The 20,118-nt window shown below is 71.3% G+C and carries 18 protein-coding genes; 15 read left to right on the forward strand and 3 right to left on the reverse strand.

Going from position 1 to position 20,118, the window contains the following annotated elements; translation table 11 throughout:
- Window positions 1-89: 89 nt before the first annotated feature.
- Window positions 90-2,306, reverse strand: a complete 2,217-nt coding sequence (locus tag AC4IJH_RS08545; RefSeq protein ID WP_490850947.1) for an elongation factor G-like protein EF-G2 — start codon at window positions 2,304-2,306, stop codon at window positions 90-92.
- Window positions 2,307-2,636: 330 nt separating this feature from the next.
- On the opposite strand from AC4IJH_RS08545, the gene pgsA reads away from it, so the two are divergent.
- Genes pgsA through AC4IJH_RS08560 form a run of 3 tightly spaced genes read left to right on the forward strand, consistent with a single transcriptional unit; the run spans window position 2,637 to window position 5,424 of the window.
- The gene (gene pgsA, locus AC4IJH_RS08550) at window positions 2,637-3,293 is read left to right on the forward strand and encodes a phosphatidylinositol phosphate synthase (RefSeq protein ID WP_490850948.1); all 657 of its coding nucleotides are present in this window, start codon (window positions 2,637-2,639) and stop codon (window positions 3,291-3,293) included.
- 35 nt (window positions 3,294-3,328) lie between these two features.
- Window positions 3,329-4,267, forward strand: a complete 939-nt coding sequence (locus AC4IJH_RS08555) for a phosphatidylinositol mannoside acyltransferase (RefSeq protein ID WP_490851053.1) — start codon at window positions 3,329-3,331, stop codon at window positions 4,265-4,267.
- Complete coding sequence (locus AC4IJH_RS08560; protein ID WP_490850949.1) at window positions 4,264-5,424, forward strand: glycosyltransferase family 4 protein; 1,161 nt, start codon at window positions 4,264-4,266, stop codon at window positions 5,422-5,424. Before AC4IJH_RS08555 ends, AC4IJH_RS08560 begins: the two co-directional genes overlap by 4 nt.
- 55 nt (window positions 5,425-5,479) lie before the next feature.
- Here AC4IJH_RS08560 and AC4IJH_RS08565 read toward each other — a convergent pair whose 3' ends face one another.
- Window positions 5,480-6,643: an aromatic ring-hydroxylating oxygenase subunit alpha gene (locus tag AC4IJH_RS08565; protein ID WP_490850950.1), complete on the reverse strand. Its 1,164-nt coding sequence runs from the start codon at window positions 6,641-6,643 to the stop codon at window positions 5,480-5,482.
- Window positions 6,640-7,398, reverse strand: coding sequence for a VC0807 family protein (locus AC4IJH_RS08570; RefSeq protein WP_490850951.1), 759 nt, complete (start codon window positions 7,396-7,398; stop codon window positions 6,640-6,642). The genes AC4IJH_RS08565 and AC4IJH_RS08570 overlap by 4 nt, the downstream gene beginning before the upstream one ends.
- Before the next feature lie 298 nt (window positions 7,399-7,696).
- Between AC4IJH_RS08570 and AC4IJH_RS08575 the strand changes: the two genes are divergently transcribed.
- From AC4IJH_RS08575 to AC4IJH_RS08630, 12 genes are all read left to right on the forward strand, one after another.
- A complete protein-coding gene (locus tag AC4IJH_RS08575; protein ID WP_490850952.1) occupies window positions 7,697-8,242 on the forward strand; it encodes a LemA family protein in 546 nt (181 codons plus the stop codon).
- Between the two features lie 137 nt (window positions 8,243-8,379).
- Window positions 8,380-9,294, forward strand: coding sequence for a pyridoxal 5'-phosphate synthase lyase subunit PdxS (pdxS, locus tag AC4IJH_RS08580; RefSeq protein ID WP_490850953.1), 915 nt, complete (start codon window positions 8,380-8,382; stop codon window positions 9,292-9,294).
- Window positions 9,295-9,302: 8 nt separating this feature from the next.
- Window positions 9,303-9,893, forward strand: a complete 591-nt coding sequence (gene pdxT, locus AC4IJH_RS08585) for a pyridoxal 5'-phosphate synthase glutaminase subunit PdxT (protein ID WP_490850954.1) — start codon at window positions 9,303-9,305, stop codon at window positions 9,891-9,893.
- Between the two features lie 62 nt (window positions 9,894-9,955).
- Complete coding sequence (locus AC4IJH_RS08590; RefSeq protein ID WP_490850955.1) at window positions 9,956-10,708, forward strand: YebC/PmpR family DNA-binding transcriptional regulator; 753 nt, start codon at window positions 9,956-9,958, stop codon at window positions 10,706-10,708.
- 127 nt (window positions 10,709-10,835) lie between these two features.
- Entirely contained in the window at window positions 10,836-11,414 is a 579-nt protein-coding gene (gene ruvC / locus AC4IJH_RS08595) for a crossover junction endodeoxyribonuclease RuvC (protein WP_490850956.1), read from the forward strand.
- Window positions 11,411-12,034 (forward strand): Holliday junction branch migration protein RuvA, encoded by a 624-nt coding sequence (ruvA, locus tag AC4IJH_RS08600; protein WP_490850957.1) that lies wholly within the window; start codon window positions 11,411-11,413, stop codon window positions 12,032-12,034. Before ruvC ends, ruvA begins: the two co-directional genes overlap by 4 nt.
- A 49-nt stretch (window positions 12,035-12,083) precedes the next feature.
- On the forward strand, window positions 12,084-13,157 hold the full coding sequence (ruvB, locus tag AC4IJH_RS08605) for a Holliday junction branch migration DNA helicase RuvB (protein ID WP_490850958.1): 1,074 nt from the start codon (window positions 12,084-12,086) through the stop codon (window positions 13,155-13,157).
- A gap of 163 nt (window positions 13,158-13,320) precedes the next feature.
- Entirely contained in the window at window positions 13,321-13,791 is a 471-nt protein-coding gene (yajC, locus tag AC4IJH_RS08610) for a preprotein translocase subunit YajC (RefSeq protein ID WP_490850959.1), read from the forward strand.
- Window positions 13,792-13,942: 151 nt separating this feature from the next.
- Window positions 13,943-15,724 carry a protein translocase subunit SecD gene (secD, locus tag AC4IJH_RS08615; protein WP_490850960.1) on the forward strand — a complete coding sequence of 594 codons (1,782 nt, stop codon included), beginning with the start codon at window positions 13,943-13,945 and terminating at the stop codon, window positions 15,722-15,724.
- A gap of 1 nt (window position 15,725) precedes the next feature.
- Window positions 15,726-16,874 carry a protein translocase subunit SecF gene (gene secF / locus AC4IJH_RS08620; RefSeq protein ID WP_490850961.1) on the forward strand — a complete coding sequence of 383 codons (1,149 nt, stop codon included), beginning with the start codon at window positions 15,726-15,728 and terminating at the stop codon, window positions 16,872-16,874.
- Window positions 16,871-17,419: an adenine phosphoribosyltransferase gene (locus tag AC4IJH_RS08625; RefSeq protein WP_490850962.1), complete on the forward strand. Its 549-nt coding sequence runs from the start codon at window positions 16,871-16,873 to the stop codon at window positions 17,417-17,419. Before secF ends, AC4IJH_RS08625 begins: the two co-directional genes overlap by 4 nt.
- Window positions 17,420-17,604: 185 nt before the next feature.
- The gene (locus AC4IJH_RS08630) at window positions 17,605-20,109 is read left to right on the forward strand and encodes a RelA/SpoT family protein (protein ID WP_490850963.1); all 2,505 of its coding nucleotides are present in this window, start codon (window positions 17,605-17,607) and stop codon (window positions 20,107-20,109) included.
- The last annotated feature ends 9 nt before the right edge of the window (window positions 20,110-20,118 follow it).

Below are 20,118 nucleotides of genomic sequence, written 5' to 3' on the forward strand. Positions count from 1 at the left end.
CACGGCACACCAGCTGCGCTGCGCACTCAGCGTACAGCTGTCGTCGCCCGCAAGGGAGTTGAGGGCGACGACAGCTGACGGTCCGTTAACTATGTTCCGTTTTCCGCCTTTTCGAGGGTTTCGCGGATCTTCGTGGCGAGCTGCGGGGGCATCGGTTCGTGCCGCGCGTAGCTGCGGTTGAAGCGTCCCGTACCGTGCGACAGCGAGCGCAGGTCCACGGCGTACCGGCCGATCTCTATCTCCGGCACCTCGGCGCGGATGAAGGTGCGGCCCGCCCCGGACTGCTCGGTGCCCACCACCCGGCCGCGCCGGCCCGACAGATCGCTCATCACCGCGCCGACGTAGTCGTCCGAGACCAGCACCGTCACCTCGGCGACCGGCTCCAGCAGATGGATACGGGCGTCCGCGGCGGCCTCGCGCAGCGCCAGGGCGCCCGCCGTCTGGAACGCCGCGTCCGAGGAGTCCACCGAGTGCGCCTTGCCGTCCAGCAGCGTGACCCGGACGTCGACGAGGGGGTACCCGGCGGCGACGCCCTTGGCCGCCTGGGCGCGTACGCCCTTCTCCACGGACGGGATGAACTGCCGGGGCACCGCGCCGCCCACGACCTTGTCCACGAACTCGATGCCCGAGCCGCCCGGCAGCGGCTCCACCTCGATCTCGCAGATGGCGTACTGGCCGTGGCCGCCGGACTGTTTGACGTGCCGGCCGCGCCCGGCCGACTTCGCGCCGAAGGTCTCGCGCAGCGACACCTTGTGTGTCACCGTGTCCACCTGGACGCCGTAGCGCGACCGCAGCCGCTCCAGCGCCACGTCCACATGCGCCTCGCCCAGGCACCACAGCACCACCTGGTGGGTGTCCGGGTTCTGCTCCAGACGCATCGTCGGATCCTCCGCGACCAGCCGGGACAGGCCCTGGGAGAGCTTGTCCTCGTCCGGTTTGCTGTGCGCCTGGATGGCCACCGGCAGCAGCGGGTCCGGCATGTCCCAGGGCTCCATCAGCAGCGGCGCGTCCTTGGCCGAGAGGGTGTCGCCGGTCTCGGCGCGCGAGAGCTTGGCCACACACGCCAGATCGCCCGCGATCGCCTTGGACAGCTGGCGCTGCTGCTTGCCGAAGGGCGCGGACAGCGCGCCGATCCGCTCGTTTGCTTCGTGGAAGGAGCGGCCCTGGTGACCGCGGTCGGTCAGGCCGTGCCCGGAGACGTGCACCGTCTCGTCCGGGCGCAGGGTGCCGGAGAAGACCCGTACCAAAGACAGCCGCCCGACATACGGGTCGGAGGAGGTCTTGACCACCTCGGCCACCAGCGGCCCGTCCGGATCGCAGGTCAGCTGCGGGCGCGGCTTGCCGTCCGGGGTCGTCACCGCGGGCGCCTGGCGCTCGGCCGGGGTGGGGAAGCCGCCGGTGACCAGCTCCAGCAACTCGACCGTGCCCAGGCCCTGTTTGGTGCCCTCGGCCGCGGGGGCGGCGGCCAGGACGGGGTGGAAGGTGCCGCGCGCGACGGCGGTCTCCAGGTCCTCGACCAACGTTTTCACGTCGATCTCCTCGCCGCCCAGATAGCGGTCCATGAGGGACTCGTCCTCGCTCTCGGAGATGATCCCCTCGATGAGCCGGTTGCGGGCCTCCTCGATCAGCGGGAGCTCGTCCTCCTGGGGCGCGCGCTCGGTGCGTACGCCGGAGGAGTAGTCGAAGACGCGCTGCGAGAGCAGGCCGATCAGGCCGTGCACCGGAGCGTGCCCGTCGGCGCCCGCCTGTCCGTACAGCGGCAGGTACAGCGGGAGTACGGCGTCGGGGTCGGCGCCCCCGAAGTTCTCCCGGCAGATCCGGGTCATCTCGTCGAAGTCGGCGCGGGCCGCCTCGAGATGGGTGATGACCAGCGCGCGCGGCATGCCGACCGCCGCGCACTCGTCCCACACCATGCGGGTGGCGCCGTCCACGCCGTCCGCCGCCGAGACGACGAAAAGGGCCGCGTCCGCCGCGCGCAGACCGGCCCTCAACTCCCCGACGAAATCGGCGTACCCGGGGGTGTCCAGCAAATTCACCTTGATCCCGCCCCAGTCCACGGGGACCAGGGAGAGCTGCACCGAACGCTGCTGCCGGTGCTCGATCTCGTCGTAGTCGGAGAGGCAGCCGCCGTCCTCGACCCGGCCCGCCCGGTTGACCGCGCCCGACGCCAGCGCCAGGGCCTCGACCAGGGTCGTCTTCCCGGATCCGCTGTGGCCGACCAGCACCACATTCCGTACGGAGGAGGGCCGGTCGGCCGCCGCTGCCCTGCCGGCGGCTCCTGGGTGTGTGCTCGTCTTCTCGCCCATGTGCCTTGCCTTCCGGTCGACACTCTGCGGTGATTCGAGCTTTCCACCGAGGTCATGGTGCGTCCATACATCGCACACGGGGCGATCGCAGTCCCGGCCGCGTTCCCGGCCAGGATCTTGGCCGAGACCCGTACCGGCCGAGCGGGCCCTGCGGCGGGTGCCCGGACCCGGGCCACCGAGCGGCCCGCAGGTCAGGCGCGGGAGGCGGGCCGCAAACGGGTCGCACCATTGCGCCGTGGTGCGTTCGCGGTGGGCCGGGGCCTCGTGGCTACGATGGGCCAGCCGGTGGCCCCTTGACCGCGCGGCCCGTCACAACCCTCCGGGAAGGCCATGCTGAACAAGTACGCGCGTGCTTTCTTCACGCGTGTTCTCACGCCGTTCGCCGCCCTGCTCATCCGTCTCGGCGTCAGCCCGGACGCGGTCACCCTCGTCGGCACCGGCGGCGTGGTGGCCGGCGCGCTGGTCTTCTACCCGCAGGGCGAGTTCTTCTGGGGCACGATCGTCATCACCCTGTTCGTCTTCTCGGACCTGGTCGACGGCAACATGGCACGGCAGCTGGGCCGCTCCAGCCGGTGGGGCGCCTTCCTGGACTCCACCCTGGACCGGGTCGCCGACTCGGCGATCTTCGGCGGGCTCGCTCTTTGGTACGCGGGGCGCGGCGACAGCCTGATGATGTGCGCCGTATCGATCTTCTGCCTGGCCAGCGGCCAGGTGGTGTCCTACACCAAGGCGCGCGGGGAGAGCATCGGGCTGCCGGTGAACGTGAACGGACTGGTGGAGCGGGCCGAGCGGCTGGTGATCTCCCTGGTCGCCTGCGGCCTGTCCGGACTGCACAAGTTCGGGGTGCCCTGGATCCAGAACCTGCTGCCGATCGCCCTGTGGGCCGTGGCCGTCGGCAGCGCTGTCACCCTCGCTCAGCGGGTGGTGACCGTACGCCGCGAATCGGCCGAGGCCGACGCGATCGCTCAAGGGGGGAACAGCGCGTGACCGACCAGAACACCGGCCGGACCGGCAGGTCGCTGCTGAGCCGGCTCGGCCGGCCGGATACGGACCGGCTCACGGACGGGCTCTACGGCCTGGGCTGGGCCACCGTCAAGAAGCTGCCCGAGCCCGCCGCCGTGGCGCTGGGCCGGCGGATCGCCGACACGGTGTGGAAGCGGCGCGGCAAGGGGGTGCTGCGCCTGGAGTCCAACCTGGCGCGGGTGGTGCCCGACGCCTCGCCGCAGCGCCTCGCCCAGCTCTCCAGGGCGGGGATGCGCTCGTACATGCGCTACTGGATGGAGTCCTTCCGGCTGCCGGCCTGGAGCAAGGACCGCATCCGGGCCGGGTTCACGCCCCAGGACGTGCACCACCTGGAGGACGGGCTCAAGAGCGGGCGCGGGGTGATCCTCGCGCTGCCCCACATGGGCAACTACGACCTGGCGGGGGTGTGGGTCACCACCAAGCTCGGGGTGCCCTTCACCACCGTCGCCGAGCGCCTCAAGCCCGAGACGCTCTACGACCGCTTCGTCGCCTACCGCCAGGGCCTGGGCATGGAGGTGCTGCCGCACACCGGCGGCGCGGCCTTCGGCACCCTGGCCCGGCGGCTGCGGGCCGGCGGCCTGGTCTGCCTGGTCGCCGACCGGGACCTGTCCACCTCCGGGATAGAGGTGAAGTTCTTCGGCGAGGCCACCAAGATGCCGGCCGGGCCCGCGATGCTCGCCGTCCAGACCGGCGCGATGCTGCTGCCCGTCACGCTGTGGTACGACAAGACCCCCATCATGCGCGGCCGGGTGCACCCGGAGATCGAGGTACCGCAGAGCGGCACCCGCGCCGAGAAGGCCGCCGCGATGACGCAGGAGCTGGCCGACGCCTTCGCCTCCGGCATCGCCGAACACCCGGAGGACTGGCACATGCTGCAGCGCCTGTGGCTCGCCGACCTGGAACCGCGCGACCAGGACCGGGGAACGGAGCAGTCTTGAGAATCGGGATCGTCTGTCCGTACTCCTGGGACGTCCCCGGCGGTGTGCAGTTCCACATCCGCGACCTGGCCGAGCACCTGATCCGGCTCGGGCACGAGGTGTCCGTACTCGCCCCGGCGGACGACGGCACGCCGCTGCCGCCGTACGTGGTCTCCGCCGGGCGTGCCGTACCCGTGCCCTACAACGGCTCGGTCGCGCGCCTGAACTTCGGCTTCCTCTCCGCCGCCCGGGTCCGCCGCTGGCTGCACGACGGCGCCTTCGACGTGATCCACATCCATGAGCCGGCCTCGCCCTCGCTCGGCCTGCTGTCGTGCTGGGCGGCGCAGGGCCCGATCGTGGCGACCTTCCACACCTCCAACCCCCGCTCCCGGGCGATGATCGCCGCGTACCCGATCCTGCAGCCCGCGCTGGAGAAGATCAGCGCCCGGATCGCGGTGAGCGAGTACGCGCGGCGCACGCTCGTGGAGCACCTGGGCGGCGACGCGGTGGTCATTCCCAACGGCGTGGACGTCGACTTCTTCGCCAAGGCCGAGCCCAAGGCCGAGTGGCAGGGAAAAACGATCGGCTTCATCGGCCGGATCGACGAGCCGCGCAAGGGACTGCCCGTCCTGATGCGGGCGCTGCCCAAGATCCTGGCCGAGGTGCCGGACGCCCGGCTGCTGGTCGCCGGGCGCGGCGACGAGCGGGAGGCGGTCGCCTCGCTGCCCGCCGAGATGCGCTCGCGGGTGGAATTCCTGGGCATGGTCAGCGACGAGGACAAGGCCCGGCTGCTGCGCAGCGTGGACGTGTACGTCGCGCCCAACACCGGCGGAGAGTCCTTCGGCATCATCCTGGTCGAGGCGATGTCCGCCTCGGCGCCGGTCCTGGCCAGCGATCTGAACGCGTTCGCGCAGGTCCTGGACCAGGGCGAGGCGGGCGAGCTGTTCGCCAACGAGGACGCCGACGCGCTGGCGCGGGCCGCCGTGCGGCTGCTGGGCGACCCCGGGCGCCTCGCCGAGCTGCGCGAGCGCGGCAGCCGGCACGTCCGCCGCTTCGACTGGTCGACGGTGGGCGCGGACATCCTCGCGGTGTACGAGACCGTCACCGACGGCGCTGCCTCGGTGGCGGCCGACGAGCGTACGGGGCTGCGCGCCCGCTGGGGCCTGGCCAGGGACTGAGCGTCCGGCCGCGACACCGGCCGGGGAGCGGCTCGCGCTCCCCGGCCGGCGGGCGCTACAGCATCCACGTGGCCAGATACCGCTGGAACTGCCACAGCGGGCGCTCCAGATGGGAGAAGCGGCCGCTGGAGGGCGCGGGCCGGGCGTCGAGCCCGCGCTGCACCCCGCGCAGCGCCACCAGGTCCTCGCCCTGGATGACCTGGAGCGACTCCCGGGCGCGGGCCAGTTCCTCCTCGGACAGTTCGGTGCCGGGCGGCACCAGCAGCCCGAAGCGCGCCGTATGGCTCCTGGGCCCGGTGGGCAGCCAGCGCGCCCACACCGCCGAGTCCGGCAGCACGGCCACCACGCTCTGCGGGAAGAGGCCGGCCAGCAGCATGCCCTGGGGCGGCTGGGCCTCGGGTGCCTGGGCGAAGGGCGTGAACATCGTGAACCAGCGGCCCTCGCACTCGTCCAGGACCGTGGTGCGGCCGGGCAGCACCGGCTCCAGGGTCTGCGCGTGGGTGCCCATGTGGTGGTAGTTCTCCGAGCCGTTCTCCACCGCCACCTTCCAGTTGGCGGGCACGTCCTGCCACGTCTCGACGGCGACGGTCCGCCACTCCTGGAGCCGGTAGGGCGCCAACCGCTCGTCCAGACCGGCCAGTTGGGGCTCCAGCGGCGCGGCGTCCGGATCCAGGCAGACCATGACGAAGCCCAGCCACTCGCTCACCCGCGCGGCCGGGAGCCGGCACGCGGCCCGGTCAGCGGGGCCGAAGTCCACCCCGTTCATCACCGGCGCGCCCGCCAGATGCCCCGCGTACTCGCCGCTGAGCCGGTAGGTCCAGGTGTGGTACGGGCAGGTCAGCCGGAGGAGGTTGCCGCGCTCGGGGGTGGTCTCCGGCGGCAGTACGTCCATGAAGCGGTGCCGGCACACCCGGGAGAGCGCGTGCAGCGCGCCGTGCTCGTCGCGGGTGATCACCAGGGGGCTGCCCGCCACGTCCACCCGCAGATAGTCGCCGGGCCGGGCCACCTCGTCGCTGCGGGCCACGCACAGCCAGTCGCGCCTGAAGATCCGCTCCAGCTCGCGCTCGTACCACTGGGGTGAGGTGTAGGCCTGGGGCGGCAGCGTCTCGCCGCGCTCCAGGGGCAGCCGCGCCACCCGCCGCAGGTGCGTCGCGATGCCGTCAAGGTCCGTACGGGGGGCCGTTGCTGTGAGGTCGGCGGGCTTGGCCGGTGCGGTCATGACGGCACCATCTCCTTCTGCTGCGGGCGCGGCAGGACCGCGCCGAACACGGACACGCCGTACCGCCGCCGGTAGCGGCGGGAGAGCGCGATGCTCGCCGCCGTGACGGCGCCGAGCAGGACCAGGCCCTGGGCCCGGTTGATCAGGGGGACGACATCGACGGGCAGGGTGAGCGCGTACACGACACCCGTCACGGCGTCCAGGAGCTGCCCGCCCGCCCACAGCGCCGTCGCCAGGCGCAGCCCGCGGCGGAAGTCGGCCGCTTCGGGCCAGGCGGCGTCGCGCCCGTCGGCCACGGCCCGGGCGCACCACAGCTGGCTGACGCGGAAGGCGAAGGGCCGCGCGCCCGCCAGCGTGAGCAGCATCCAGGTGCCCGCGGCGGCGGCCGTCGCCGCGTCCTTGATGAGCAGTACGCGCGGATCGCCGCTGAGGAAGCAGACGGTCACCCCCACCGCGATCATCGTCAGCGCGAAGGCGTCCAGCGCGTCCACCCGGCGCCGTATGACGGCCGTGGCCAGCGCGTGCAGGGCCGGGGCCGCGCCGCTGACCAGCAGCGCCAGCCACTGCTCGAACCCCTGGGCGCGCAGGGCGTAGTACAGCGCCAGGGGGAGGAGCAGCAGGACCAGGACGGCGAAGGCCGGCGCGCCCCACGCGCGCTGCGCCTGCTGCCCGTTGCGCTCGTCCTGCCCGTTGCGCTCGTTCCGCTCGTCTTGCTCGTCGGGTGAGGGGGACATCTCGCCGGGTGAGGGGGACACGCTGTCCGGTGGTGCCGGGGGAGGGGGCGGTGCGCCCGCCGGTCCCGGAGAAAGGGTGGTCATCGAGATCACAGGTCGTTCTCCATGCCGCGGCCGGGGCGTAGCAGCACCCCGGCGAATGGTCTGGCCGGTCCACGACGTCGTACGGAAAACGCTAGGCCGCGCGCAGGCCCGGCGAATCGTCGCGGAGGCCGACCCGGCCGCTGCACCCTTCGGATGACCGCGCCGCCACCGGTCTCCACCCGGCCTCGCCGTGCGCGCCCGAAGGGGCGTCCGGGGGCCGGTACTGTGAACCGGCGTGACCACTTTGATCTGGATCGCGGCCGCTCTGGTCGTCATCGGCATCTACCTGAGCTGGACCGCCGGGCGCCTGGACCGCCTGCACGCCCGCATCGACGCCGCGAAGGCCGCCCTGGACGCGCAGTTGCTGCGCCGGGCCTCGGTCGCCCAGGAGCTGGGCACCGCGGGCGTCCTGGACCCCGCGGCCTCGATCGTCCTCTACCAGGCGGCGCACGAGGCGCGGCAGGCCCAGGAGGACCAACGGGAGGTCGCGGAGAGCGAGTTGAGCCAGGCCCTGCGCGCGGTCTTCGACGACGACGCGCAGCTGGCGGCCGTACGGGAGGCCCCCGGCGGCGAGCAGACGGTCGCCGAACTGACCGCCGCGGTACGCCGGGTCCCCATGGCGCGCCGCTTCCACAACGACGCGGTCCGGGCCGCCCGCGCGGTGCGCCGCCACCGCGTCGTACGGTACTTCCGGCTCGCGGGCCACGCGCCCTTCCCCATGGCCTTCGAGATGGACGACGAGCCGCCCGCCGTCCTCGGCGACCGCGGGGCGGGTCACTGAGCCCGCGTACGCGCACGGGCCACCGAGCCCCGTTCGCGCCACGAGCCACCGACCTCTAATTGGCCCTTTTCACGCCCCGTGCGCAAAAGGTTTCGTGGGCCGTGCAGCACAACCACCCGCCTTTAGTGAGGTTTACCGTGTCGAGCACGCCCACCAGCCCCGCCCAGACCCCCGAGACCGGCACCGCGCGCGTCAAGCGCGGCATGGCCGAGCAGCTCAAGGGCGGCGTGATCATGGACGTCGTCACGCCGGAAGAGGCGAAGATCGCCGAGGACGCGGGCGCGGTGGCCGTCATGGCCCTGGAGCGCGTCCCCGCCGACATCCGCAAGGACGGCGGTGTGGCCCGCATGTCCGACCCGGACATGATCGACGGCATCATCAACGCCGTCTCCATCCCCGTCATGGCCAAGTCCCGCATCGGCCACTTCGTCGAGGCCCAGGTCCTGCAGTCGCTCGGCGTGGACTACATCGACGAGTCCGAGGTCCTCACCCCGGCCGACGAGGTCAACCACTCCGACAAGTGGGCCTTCACCACCCCCTTCGTCTGCGGTGCCACCAACCTGGGCGAGGCGCTGCGCCGTATTGCCGAGGGCGCGGCCATGATCCGCTCCAAGGGCGAGGCCGGCACCGGCAACGTCGTGGAGGCCGTGCGCCACCTGCGCCAGATCAAGGGCGAGATCGCCAAGCTGCGCGGCTGCGACAACAACGAGCTGTTCGCCGCCGCCAAGGAGCTGCGCGCCCCCTACGAGCTGGTCAAGGAGGTCGCCGAGCTGGGCAAGCTGCCGGTCGTCCTCTTCTCCGCGGGCGGCGTGGCCACCCCCGCCGACGCCGCGCTGATGCGCCAGCTCGGCGCCGAGGGCGTCTTCGTGGGCTCGGGCATCTTCAAGTCCGGCGACCCGGCCAAGCGCGCCGCCGCCATCGTGAAGGCCACCACCTTCTACGACGACCCCAAGGTCATCGCGGACGTCTCGCGCAACCTGGGCGAGGCCATGGTCGGCATCAACTGCGACACCCTGCCCGAGGCCGAGCGCTACGCCAACCGCGGCTGGTGAGTCCGTACATGACCACTCCCACCATCGGAGTCCTGGCCCTCCAGGGCGACGTCCGCGAGCACCTGGTGGCGCTCGCGGCCGCCGACGCCCTGGCGCGGCCGGTCCGCCGCCCCGAGGAGCTGGCCGAGGTCGACGGCCTGGTCATCCCGGGCGGCGAGTCCACCACCATGTCCAAGCTGGCGGTCGTCTTCGGCATGCTGGAGCCACTGCGGGAGTTCGTACGGGCGGGCAAGCCCGTCTACGGCACCTGCGCCGGCATGATCATGGTCGCGGACAAGCTCCTGGACGGCCGCGAGGACCAGGAGACGCTCGGCGGCATCGACATGATCGTGCGCCGTAACGCCTTCGGGCGGCAGAACGAGTCCTTCGAGGCGGCGGTGGAAGTCGCGGGCGTCGGGGGCGGACCCGTGCAGGGCGTCTTCATCCGCGCGCCCTGGGTCGAGTCCGTCGGCGGCGACGTGGAGGTCCTGGCGCGGTACGACGGGCACACCGTGGCCGTCCGGCAGGGTAACGTCCTGGCCACGTCCTTCCATCCGGAGCTGACCGGTGACCACCGGGTCCATGAGATGTTCGTGGACATGGTGCGTACGGCGGCCTGACGCAGTCCCGGTAGGATCTCAGGCGTTCGTTTCGAAATGGGTTACGCGAAGGAGACAGGCGGATGTCCGGCCACTCTAAATGGGCTACGACGAAGCACAAGAAGGCCGTGATCGATGCCAAGCGCGGCAAGCTCTTCGCGAAGCTGATCAAGAACATCGAGGTCGCGGCCCGTACGGGCGGTGCCGACGTCGACGGTAACCCGACCCTCTTCGACGCCATCCAGAAGGCCAAGAAGCAGTCGGTCCCGAACAAGAACATCGACTCCGCGGTCAAGCGTGGTGCCGGCCTCGAAGCGGGCGGCGCCGACTACGAGACGATCATGTACGAGGGTTACGGCCCCAACGGTGTCGCGGTACTCATCGAGTGCCTCACCGACAACCGCAACCGTGCCGCCTCGGACGTGCGCGTCGCCATGACCCGCAACGGCGGTTCGATGGCCGACCCGGGCTCGGTGTCCTACCTCTTCAACCGCAAGGGCGTCGTGATCGTCCCCAAGGGCGAGCTGACCGAGGACGACGTGCTCGGCGCGGTGCTCGACGCGGGCGCCGAAGAGGTCAACGACCTGGGCGAGTCCTTCGAGGTGCTCTCCGAGGCCACCGACCTGGTCGCGGTGCGCACCGCGCTCCAGGACGCCGGCATCGACTACGACTCGGCCGACGCCAACTTCGTCCCGACCATGCAGGTCGAGCTGGACGAGGAGGGCGCGCGCAAGATCTTCAAGCTGATCGACGCGCTGGAGGACAGCGACGACGTGCAGAACGTCTTCGCCAACTTCGACGTCTCCGACGACGTCATGGCCAAGGTCGACGCCTGAGGCACGCTCAGTTCTGCCTGCCGGGACGGGCCGATGGGGACACACCCCGTCGGCCCGTCCTGCGTTGTCAGTGCGAGCCGCTAGCCTGCAGGAACAGTTGACCGAAGGGGAGAGGGGGAGGGGCCCGGTGAAGGTGCTCGGCGTGGACCCGGGGCTGACGCGCTGCGGCGTCGGTGTGGTGGACGGCGTGGCCGGCCGCCCGCTGAAGATGGTCGGCGTCGGCGTCGTGCGCACCCCGGCCGACGCGGAGGCCGCCGACCGTCTCGTCATGATCGAGCGCGGCATCGAGCAGTGGCTGGACGAGCACCGCCCCGAGTGCGTCGCCGTGGAGCGCGTGTTCAGCCAGCACAACGTCCGTACGGTCATGGGCACCGCCCAGGCCAGCGCGGTCGCCATGCTGTGCGCGGCCCGCCGCGGACTGCCCGTGGCCCTGCACACCCCCAGCGAGGTCAAGGCGGCCGTCACCGGCTCGGGCCGCGCCGACAAGGCGCAGGTCACCGCTATGGTGACGCGCCTGCTCAGACTGGACGCCCCGCCCAAGCCCGCCGACGCCGCCGACGCCCTGGCGCTGGCCATCTGCCACATCTGGCGCGCACCGGCCGTCAACCGGCTGCAACAGGCCCACGCCGCCAACCGCCTCCAGCAGGCGCACGCCGCGGCCCGCCGCACCCCCGCTCCCGTACGCACCCCGAAGGGCACCCGATGATCGCCTTTGTCTCCGGCCCGGTCGCGGCCCTGGCCCCTGACACCGCCGTCGTCGAGGTCGGCGGCATCGGCATGGCCGTCCAGTGCACGCCGAACACCCTCTCGACCCTGCGCATCGGCCAGCAGGCCAAGCTCGCCACCTCGCTCGTGGTGCGCGAGGACTCCCTGACCCTGTACGGCTTCGCCGACGACGACGAGCGGCAGACCTTCGAGCTGCTGCAGACCGCCAGCGGCGTCGGCCCCCGCCTGGCCCAGGCCATGCTCGCCGTGCACTCCCCGGACGCGCTGCGCCTGGCCGTGGCCACCGGCGACGAGAAGTCGCTGACGGCCGTGCCCGGCATCGGCAAGAAGGGCGCGCAGAAGCTGCTGCTGGAGCTCAAGGACCGCCTCGGCGAGCCCGTCGGCTCCACCTCCACCGCGGGCGTCGGCTCGGCGGTCACGGCCGGCTGGCGCGACCAGCTGCACGCCGCGCTGCTGGGCCTGGGGTACGCGACCCGCGAGGCGGACGAGGCGGTCGGCGCGGTCACCCCGCAGGCCGAGGCCGCCGCGGCCGAGGGCCGCACCCCGCAGATCGGCCAGCTCCTCAAGGCCGCCCTGCAGACCCTCAACCGCGCCCGCTGACCGCCCGCCCCATCCGCCCGACCCGCTCCTACGAAGGACAGATCCGCCCATGAGCTGGGACGACACCGCCCCCGACGACGCCGCCACCGACCGGCTGGTCGGGGCCGACGCCGAGGCCGAGGACACCGCCGTCGAGGCCGCGCTGCGGCCCAAGGACCTGGAGGAGTTCGTCGGCCAGGAGCGGGTCCGCGAGCAGCTCGACCTGGTGCTGCGCGCGGCCCGCGCCCGCGGCGCCACCGCCGACCACGTCCTGCTCTCCGGCGCCCCCGGGCTCGGCAAGACCACCCTCTCGATGATCATCGCCGCCGAGATGGGCGCCCCCATCCGCATCACCTCCGGCCCCGCCATCCAGCACGCCGGGGACCTCGCCGCGATCCTCTCCTCCCTCCAGGAGGGCGAGGTCCTCTTCCTGGACGAGATCCACCGCATGTCCCGGCCCGCCGAGGAGATGCTCTATATGGCCATGGAGGACTTCCGCGTCGACGTCATCGTCGGCAAGGGCCCCGGCGCCACCGCCATCCCCCTGGAGCTCCCGCCCTTCACCCTCGTCGGCGCCACCACCCGGGCCGGCCTGCTGCCGCCCCCGCTGCGCGACCGCTTCGGCTTCACCGGCCACATGGAGTTCTACGCCCCCACCGAGCTGGAGCGCGTCATCCACCGCTCGGCCGGGCTGCTCGATGTCGACATCGAGTCCGAGGGCGCCGCCGAGATCGCCGGGCGCTCCCGCGGCACCCCGCGCATCGCCAACCGCCTGCTGCGCCGGGTGCGCGACTACGCCCAGGTCAAGGCCGACGGCCGGATCACGCGCGAGATCGCCGCCCAGGCCCTGGACGTCTACGAGGTCGACGGCCGCGGCCTGGACCGCCTGGACCGCGCCGTACTGACCGCACTGCTCAAGCTCTTCGGCGGCGGCCCGGTGGGACTGTCGACCCTGGCCGTCGCGGTGGGGGAGGAGCGTGAGACCGTCGAGGAGGTCGCCGAGCCGTTCCTGGTACGCGAGGGACTGCTGGCTCGAACACCCCGTGGCCGGATCGCCACTCCTGCTGCCTGGAGCCACATGGGGCTCGTACCGCCCCAGCAGCAGGCGGGCGGTCCTGGGCAGCAGGGGCTGTTCGGGACGTGACGGCGCGGAGACTCGCCCGGTCAGGAACTGCGGTGCCATGCTGGGCGTTGTTCCACCGGTGCGGACTCGCTTAGACTCCGCCGATGCCGTCCGTATGGCCCGGCATACCCACCCCCGAATATCAGGCCGCCGACCAGCGGTCGTGCGAAGGAATTTCCGTCCCGTGAATCTCGTGACTCTCCTCCCCTTCATCGTCCTCATCGGGGCCATGTTCCTGATGACCCGCTCTGCGAAGAAGAAGCAGCAGGCGGCCGCGCAGATGCGCAATGAGATGCAGCCCGGCACCGGCGTCCGGACGATCGGAGGCATGTACGCCACCGTCAAGGAGATCCACGAAGACACGGTTCTCCTCGAGGTGGCCCCGGGCGTGCACGCCATCTACGCCAAGAACGCCATCGGCGCGGTGCTCCCGGACGAGGAGTACAACCGCATCATCGACGGTGCCGACCCGATCAAGGGCGACGACGTCCCGGACGACGCCTCCGCGCTGACCGCCGGTGACGCGGCCGCCGACAAGGCTGCCAAGGACGACAAGATCGACCTCGGCAAGGGCGAGGCCGCGGCCGCGCCCAAGGCGGACGACGCCGCCGAGGCCAAGGACGAGAAGAAGGACGGCGGCGCCGACGCGAAGTAGCCCCGTCTGCCAGGAACCGCGAAGCGCCCCGATATGCGGGCGCCGCGGTTCCTGGACGGTTTAGGCTCCGGCGGGGGCACGTCCCCACAACACTTCGTGGCCGCTCGGCGCACACCCGAAGCCGGGCGGTTGGACAGGGAGATACGAGAAGGTGGCAGCACCCAAGACGGGACGCAGGTCCCCTGGAGGCCAGGGCAGGCCGGGGCGGACCCTGGTCCTGATCCTGATCGCCATGGTGGCGCTGGTCGGAGGCATGTTCTACTCCGGCCACCTCACGCCGCGACTGGGCATCGACCTCGCGGGCGGCACGAGCTTCACGCTCCAGGCGCAGAACCAGCCGGGCAAGCCCAACGCGATCAACGAGACCAACATGAACACCGCCGCGGGCATCATGGAGCGGCGTGTCAACGGTCTCGGTGTCCAAGAGGCAGAGGTCCAGACGCAGGGCGACCGCAACATCATCGTGAACATCCCCAAGGGGACGAACGCGACGCAGGCCCGCGAGCAGGTCGGTACCACCGCCCAGCTCGCGTTCCGGCCGGTGCTGACCATCGCCGCGGGCACCAAGACGCCCGAGCCCACGCCCCGCCCCGGCGCGGGCGACAAGGACGGCAAGGACAAGGGCGGCAAGGACAAGGGCGGCAAGGACAACAAGGACGGCAAGAAGGACGAGAAGTCCTCCTCGCCGTCCCCCTCCGCCTCCACGCAGGGCCGTGCCGTCACCGACGCCCTGAAGAAGGACCCGTCCGACCCGCCGAAGGCGTCCGGCTCCCCCAAGGCCAGTACGCCGCCGGTCCAGCCGCCGGCCCCCGGCGGCCAGATCCCGGCCGACCTGCAAAAGCAGCTCGGCGCGCTGGACTGCTCCACCAAGAAGTCCCGCTCGGACGCGAGTGAGAAGGCGGCGAACACCAAGCCGACCGACCCCGTGATCGCGTGCAACGACGACGGCTCGCAGAAGTACGTCCTGGGCCCGGTAGGCGTGGAGGGCACGGACGTCAAGGACGCCTCCGCGGTCTTCGACAGCCAGCAGGGCCAGGGCTGGATCGTCCAGATGGACTTCACCTCCGGCGGTGGCAAGAAGTTCGCCGACATCACCGGCAAGCTCGCCGCGCAGGCCCCGCCGCAGAACCAGTTCGCGATCGTCCTGGACGGCCAGGTCGTCTCCGACCCGCGGGTCTCCCAGCAGCTGAACGGCGGCAACGCCACCATCTCCGGCGGCTTCACCCAGCAGAGCGCCGAGGACCTGGCGAACATGCTGTCCTACGGTGCCCTGCCGCTCTCCTTCAAGATCGCCGACGAGACCACGGTCACCGCGGCGCTCGGCGGCGAGCAGCTGGAGGCCGGTCTGATCGCCGGCGCCATCGGCCTCGCGCTGGTCGTCATCTACCTCATCGCGTACTACCGGGGCCTGTCGCTGGTCGCCCTGGCCAGCCTCATCGTCTCCGCGATCCTGACGTACGCGATCATGACGCTGCTCGGCCCGACCATCGGCTTCGCGCTGAACCTCCCGGCCGTCTGCGGAGCGATCGTCGCGATCGGTATCACCGCGGACTCCTTCATCGTCTACTTCGAGCGCATCCGTGACGAGGTCCGCGAGGGCCGTACGCTGCGCCCGGCGGTGGAACGGGCCTGGCCGCGCGCCCGCCGTACGATCCTGGTCTCCGACTTCGTGTCGTTCCTGGCCGCCGCGGTGCTGTTCATCGTCACCGTCGGCAAGGTGCAGGGCTTCGCGTTCACGCTCGGCCTGACCACGGTCCTGGACGTCGTCGTGGTCTTCTTCTTCACCAAGCCGATGATGACCCTGCTGGCCCGCCGCAAGTTCTTCAGCCAGGGTCACTCCTGGTCCGGACTGGACCCCAAGCGTCTGGGCGCCAAGCCGCCCATCCGGGGCCGCCGACGCACCACTGCCCCCGTCGAGACGAAGGAGGCGTGAGATGTCCAAGCTCGGCAACCTCGGCGCCCGGCTCTACCGCGGTGAGGTCGGTTACGACTTCATCGGCAAGCGGATGATCTGGTACGGCCTCTCGATCCTGATCACCATCACGGCCATCGTCGGCCTGTCGGTCCGCGGCCTGAACATGGGCATCGAGTTCTCCGGCGGCGCCGTCTTCACCACCCCCAAGACCAGCGTTTCCTCCTCCGAGGCGCAGCACAAGGCCGAGGCCGCCGCCGGCGGCCACCAGGCCGTGGTGCAAAAGCTGGGCAACGGCGGGCTGCGCATCCAGATCAGCGGTGTGGACACCGAGACGTCCGTCCCGGTCCAGGAGGCGCTCGCCAAGGACCTGAACGTCCCCGTCAAGGACATCAACACCCAGCTGGTGGGCCCCAGTTGGGGTGAGCAGATCGCCAACAAGGCCTGGCTGGGCCTGGCGATCTTCATGGTGCTGGTCGTGATCTATCTGGCCATCGCCTTCGAATGGAGAATGGCGCTTGCGGCCCTGATCGCGCTCATCCACGACCTCACCATCACCGTCGGGGTGTACGCCCTGGTCGGCTTCGAGGTCACCCCGGGCACGGTCATCGGTCTGCTGACGATCCTGGGTTACTCCCTCTACGACACCGTCGTGGTCTTCGACAGCCTCAAGGAAGCCTCACGGGGCATCACCAAGCAGTCCCGCTTCACCTACAGCGACATCGCCAACCGCAGCATCAACTCGACCCTGGTGCGGTCCATCAACACCACCGTCGTGGCGCTGCTGCCGGTCGCGGGTCTGCTGTTCGTCGGCGGCGGTGTGCTGGGTGCCGGCATGCTCAACGACATCTCGCTCGCGCTGTTCGTGGGCCTGGCGGCCGGTGCGTACTCCTCGATCTTCATCGCGACCCCGCTGGTCGCCGACTTCAAGGAGCGCTCGCCCGAGATGAAGGCGCTGGCCCAGCGGGTCCGCGCCAAGCGGGCCTCGGCCGCCGCCAAGGGGGACTCGCAGGAGGAGTCGCAGGAGGCGATGGCCCAGGACGCCGAGGACACCGAGCCGGAGGACGGCGGCGAGGAAGCGGCCACCACCGCCGGCGGGGTCGTGGGCCAGCGCCGTCAGCCGGCCGCCCGCAATCGCGGCCGCGGCCGTCCGTCGGGCAAGCGCCGATGAGCGCCTCCGCGCAGCTGCGTGAGCTGCTTGTGAGCCGCATCGCGGATGTCCCGGACTACCCCAAGCCGGGCGTGGTCTTCAAGGACATCACCCCGCTGCTGGCCGACGCGAGCGCCTTCGGTGCGCTGACCGACGCCTTCGTCGACCTGTGCGAGCGCTACCGCGTGGACAAGGTCGTGGGCCTGGAGGCGCGCGGGTTCATCCTCGCCGCCCCCGTCGCGGTCCGCGCCGGCCTCGGTTTCGTGCCCGTACGCAAGGCCGGCAAGCTCCCCGGGGCGACGCTCTGCCAGGCGTACGAGCTGGAGTACGGCAGCGCCGAGATAGAGATCCACGCCGATGCGCTGGCCCCGGGCGAGCGGGTGCTGGTCATCGACGACGTGCTGGCCACCGGCGGCACCGCGGACGCCTCGCTGCAGCTGATCCGCCGCGCGGGCGCCGAGGTCGCGGGTGTGGCGGTCCTGATGGAGCTGGGCTTCCTGGACGGCCGTCAGCGCCTGGAGCAGGGCCTGAAGGGCGCCCCGCTGGAGGCTCTGATCACGGTCTGAGCACCGATCGATTCCCGCCGCGCCGGGCAAAGCGCGCACGCAAGGGCATCCGGAACAAATCCGGATGCCCTTGTGCTGTCATGTACGGACCGGGCTGCCCCGGAAGAGCGGGGGCGGCGGGATCGATACCATGGCAGCCCGACCAATTCGTGGTCTTGTGGTCCGGACCCGCTTGAGGAGTGCTCTTGCCAGACGAGGCCCAGCCGCTCTCCCCCAGTCGTCAGGGGGCACCCCCCGCCGCGCATCCGGACAGGCCGGCCCCCAAGGACGCGGCGCCGAAGAGCGCGCCCGACAAGAGCGCGAGCGAAGGCGCCGCCAGGCCCCAGCCGCCCGCCGTCCGGCCCCTGCCGGCCACCCCGGCGCCCAAGCCCGCCGCGCCCGCCTCCAGCGGCCGTTCCGGCTCCTCCAATCGGGTGCGTGCCCGCCTGGCGCGCCTGGGCGTGCAGCGCTCCAGCCCGTACAACCCGGTCCTGGAACCGCTGCTGCGCATAGTGCGCAGCAACGACCCCAAGATCGAGGCGTCCACCCTGCGCCAGGTCGAGCGCGCCTATCAGGTCGCCGAGCGCTGGCACCGCGGCCAGAAGCGCAAGAGCGGCGACCCGTACATCACCCACCCGCTCGCGGTCACCACGATCCTGGCGGAGCTGGGCATGGATCCGGCCACCTTGATGGCCGGGCTGCTGCACGACACCGTCGAGGACACCGAGTACGGCCTGGACACCCTGCGCCGCGACTTCGGCGACCAGGTCGCGCTGCTGGTCGACGGCGTCACCAAGCTCGACAAGGTCAAGTTCGGCGAGGCCGCGCAGGCGGAGACCGTACGCAAGATGGTCGTCGCCATGGCCAAGGACCCGCGCGTCCTGGTCATCAAGCTCGCCGACCGCCTGCACAACATGCGCACCATGCGCTATCTCAAGCGGGAGAAGCAGGAGAAGAAGGCCCGCGAGACCCTGGAGATCTACGCTCCGCTCGCCCACCGCCTGGGCATGAACACCATCAAGTGGGAGCTGGAGGACCTCGCCTTCGCGATCCTCTACCCCAAGATGTACGACGAGATCGTGCGCCTCGTCGCCGAGCGGGCCCCCAAGCGGGACGAGTACCTGGCCATAGTGACCGACGAGGTCCAGGCCGATCTGCGGGCGGCGCGCATCAAGGCCACCGTCACCGGGCGGCCCAAGCACTACTACAGCGTCTACCAGAAGATGATCGTCCGTGGCCGGGACTTCGCGGAGATCTACGACCTGGTGGGGATCCGTGTCCTTGTCGACACGGTCCGGGACTGCTACGCCGCCCTCGGCACGGTGCACGCGCGATGGAATCCGGTCCCCGGCCGGTTCAAGGACTACATCGCGATGCCCAAGTTCAACATGTACCAGTCGCTGCACACGACGGTCATCGGTCCCAGCGGCAAGCCCGTCGAGCTGCAGATCCGCACCTTCGACATGCACCGCCGCGCCGAGTACGGCATCGCCGCGCACTGGAAGTACAAGCAGGAGGCCGTCGCGGGCGCCTCCAAGGTCCGTACCGACGTGCCCAAGAACGCCGGCAAGGGCCAGGACACCGTCAACGACATGGCCTGGCTGCGGCAGCTGCTGGACTGGCAGAAGGAGACCGAGGACCCCGGGGAGTTCCTGGAGTCGCTGCGCTTCGACCTCTCCCGCAACGAGGTCTTCGTCTTCACGCCAAAGGGCGATGTCATAGCGCTGCCGGCCGGCGCCACTCCCGTGGACTTCGCCTACGCGGTGCACACCGAGGTCGGCCACCGGACCATAGGAGCCCGCGTCAACGGGCGGCTCGTACCGCTCGAATCGACCCTGGACAACGGCGACCTGGTGGAGGTCTTCACCTCCAAGGCCCCCGGCGCGGGGCCCTCCCGCGACTGGCTGGGCTTCGTGAAGTCCCCGCGCGCCCGCAACAAGATCCGCGCATGGTTCTCCAAGGAGCGCCGCGACGAGGCCATCGAGCAGGGCAAGGACGCCATCGCGCGGGCCATGCGCAAGCAGAACCTGCCCATCCAGCGCATCCTGACCGGCGACTCGCTGGTCACCCTCGCCCACGAGATGCGCTACCCGGACATCTCCTCCCTGTACGCGGCCATCGGCGAGGGCCATGTCGCAGCGGCCGGCGTCGTACAGAAGCTGGTGCAGGCGCTCGGCGGCCAGGACGAGGCCACCGAGGACATCGCCGAGTCCACGCCCATCAGGCCGCGCTCCAAGCGCCGCTCCAGCGCGGACCCGGGTGTGGTCGTCAAGGGCGTCGACGACGTGTGGGTCAAGCTGGCGCGCTGTTGTACGCCCGTGCCGGGGGACCCCATCATCGGCTTCGTCACCCGCGGCAGTGGCGTATCGGTTCACCGCGCCGACTGCGTGAACGTCGACTCGCTGTCCAAGCAGCCCGAGCGCATCCTGGAGGTCGAGTGGGCGCCCACCCAGTCCTCGGTCTTCCTGGTCGCCATCCAGGTGGAGGCGCTGGACCGCTCCCGGCTGCTCTCGGACGTCACCCGCGTCCTGTCCGACCAGCACGTCAACATCCTGTCCGCGGCCGTGCAGACCTCCCGGGACCGGGTCGCCACCTCCCGCTTCACTTTCGAGATGGGCGACCCCAAACACCTGGGCCACGTCCTGAAGGCCGTACGGGGCGTGGAGGGCGTCTACGACGTCTACCGGGTCACTTCGGCCCGGCGCCCGTAGGCACAGCGC

Source organism: Streptomyces sp. UF-297, from assembly GCF_058245575.1.

Bases quoted from the DNA above. Each gene is read 5' to 3' on its own strand.
- AC4IJH_RS08545 (WP_490850947.1), bottom strand. From the start codon at position 2,306: ATGGGCGAGAAGACGAGCACACACCCAGGAGCCGCCGGCAGGGCAGCG.
- pgsA (WP_490850948.1), top strand. From the start codon at position 2,637: ATGCTGAACAAGTACGCGCGTGCTTTCTTCACGCGTGTTCTCACGCCG.
- AC4IJH_RS08565 (WP_490850950.1), bottom strand. From the start codon at position 6,643: ATGACCGCACCGGCCAAGCCCGCCGACCTCACAGCAACGGCCCCCCGT.
- pdxT (WP_490850954.1), top strand. From the start codon at position 9,303: ATGACCACTCCCACCATCGGAGTCCTGGCCCTCCAGGGCGACGTCCGC.
- AC4IJH_RS08590 (WP_490850955.1), top strand. From the start codon at position 9,956: ATGTCCGGCCACTCTAAATGGGCTACGACGAAGCACAAGAAGGCCGTG.
- ruvA (WP_490850957.1), top strand. From the start codon at position 11,411: ATGATCGCCTTTGTCTCCGGCCCGGTCGCGGCCCTGGCCCCTGACACC.
- ruvB (WP_490850958.1), top strand. From the start codon at position 12,084: ATGAGCTGGGACGACACCGCCCCCGACGACGCCGCCACCGACCGGCTG.
- secF (WP_490850961.1), top strand. From the start codon at position 15,726: ATGTCCAAGCTCGGCAACCTCGGCGCCCGGCTCTACCGCGGTGAGGTC.
- AC4IJH_RS08625 (WP_490850962.1), top strand. From the start codon at position 16,871: ATGAGCGCCTCCGCGCAGCTGCGTGAGCTGCTTGTGAGCCGCATCGCG.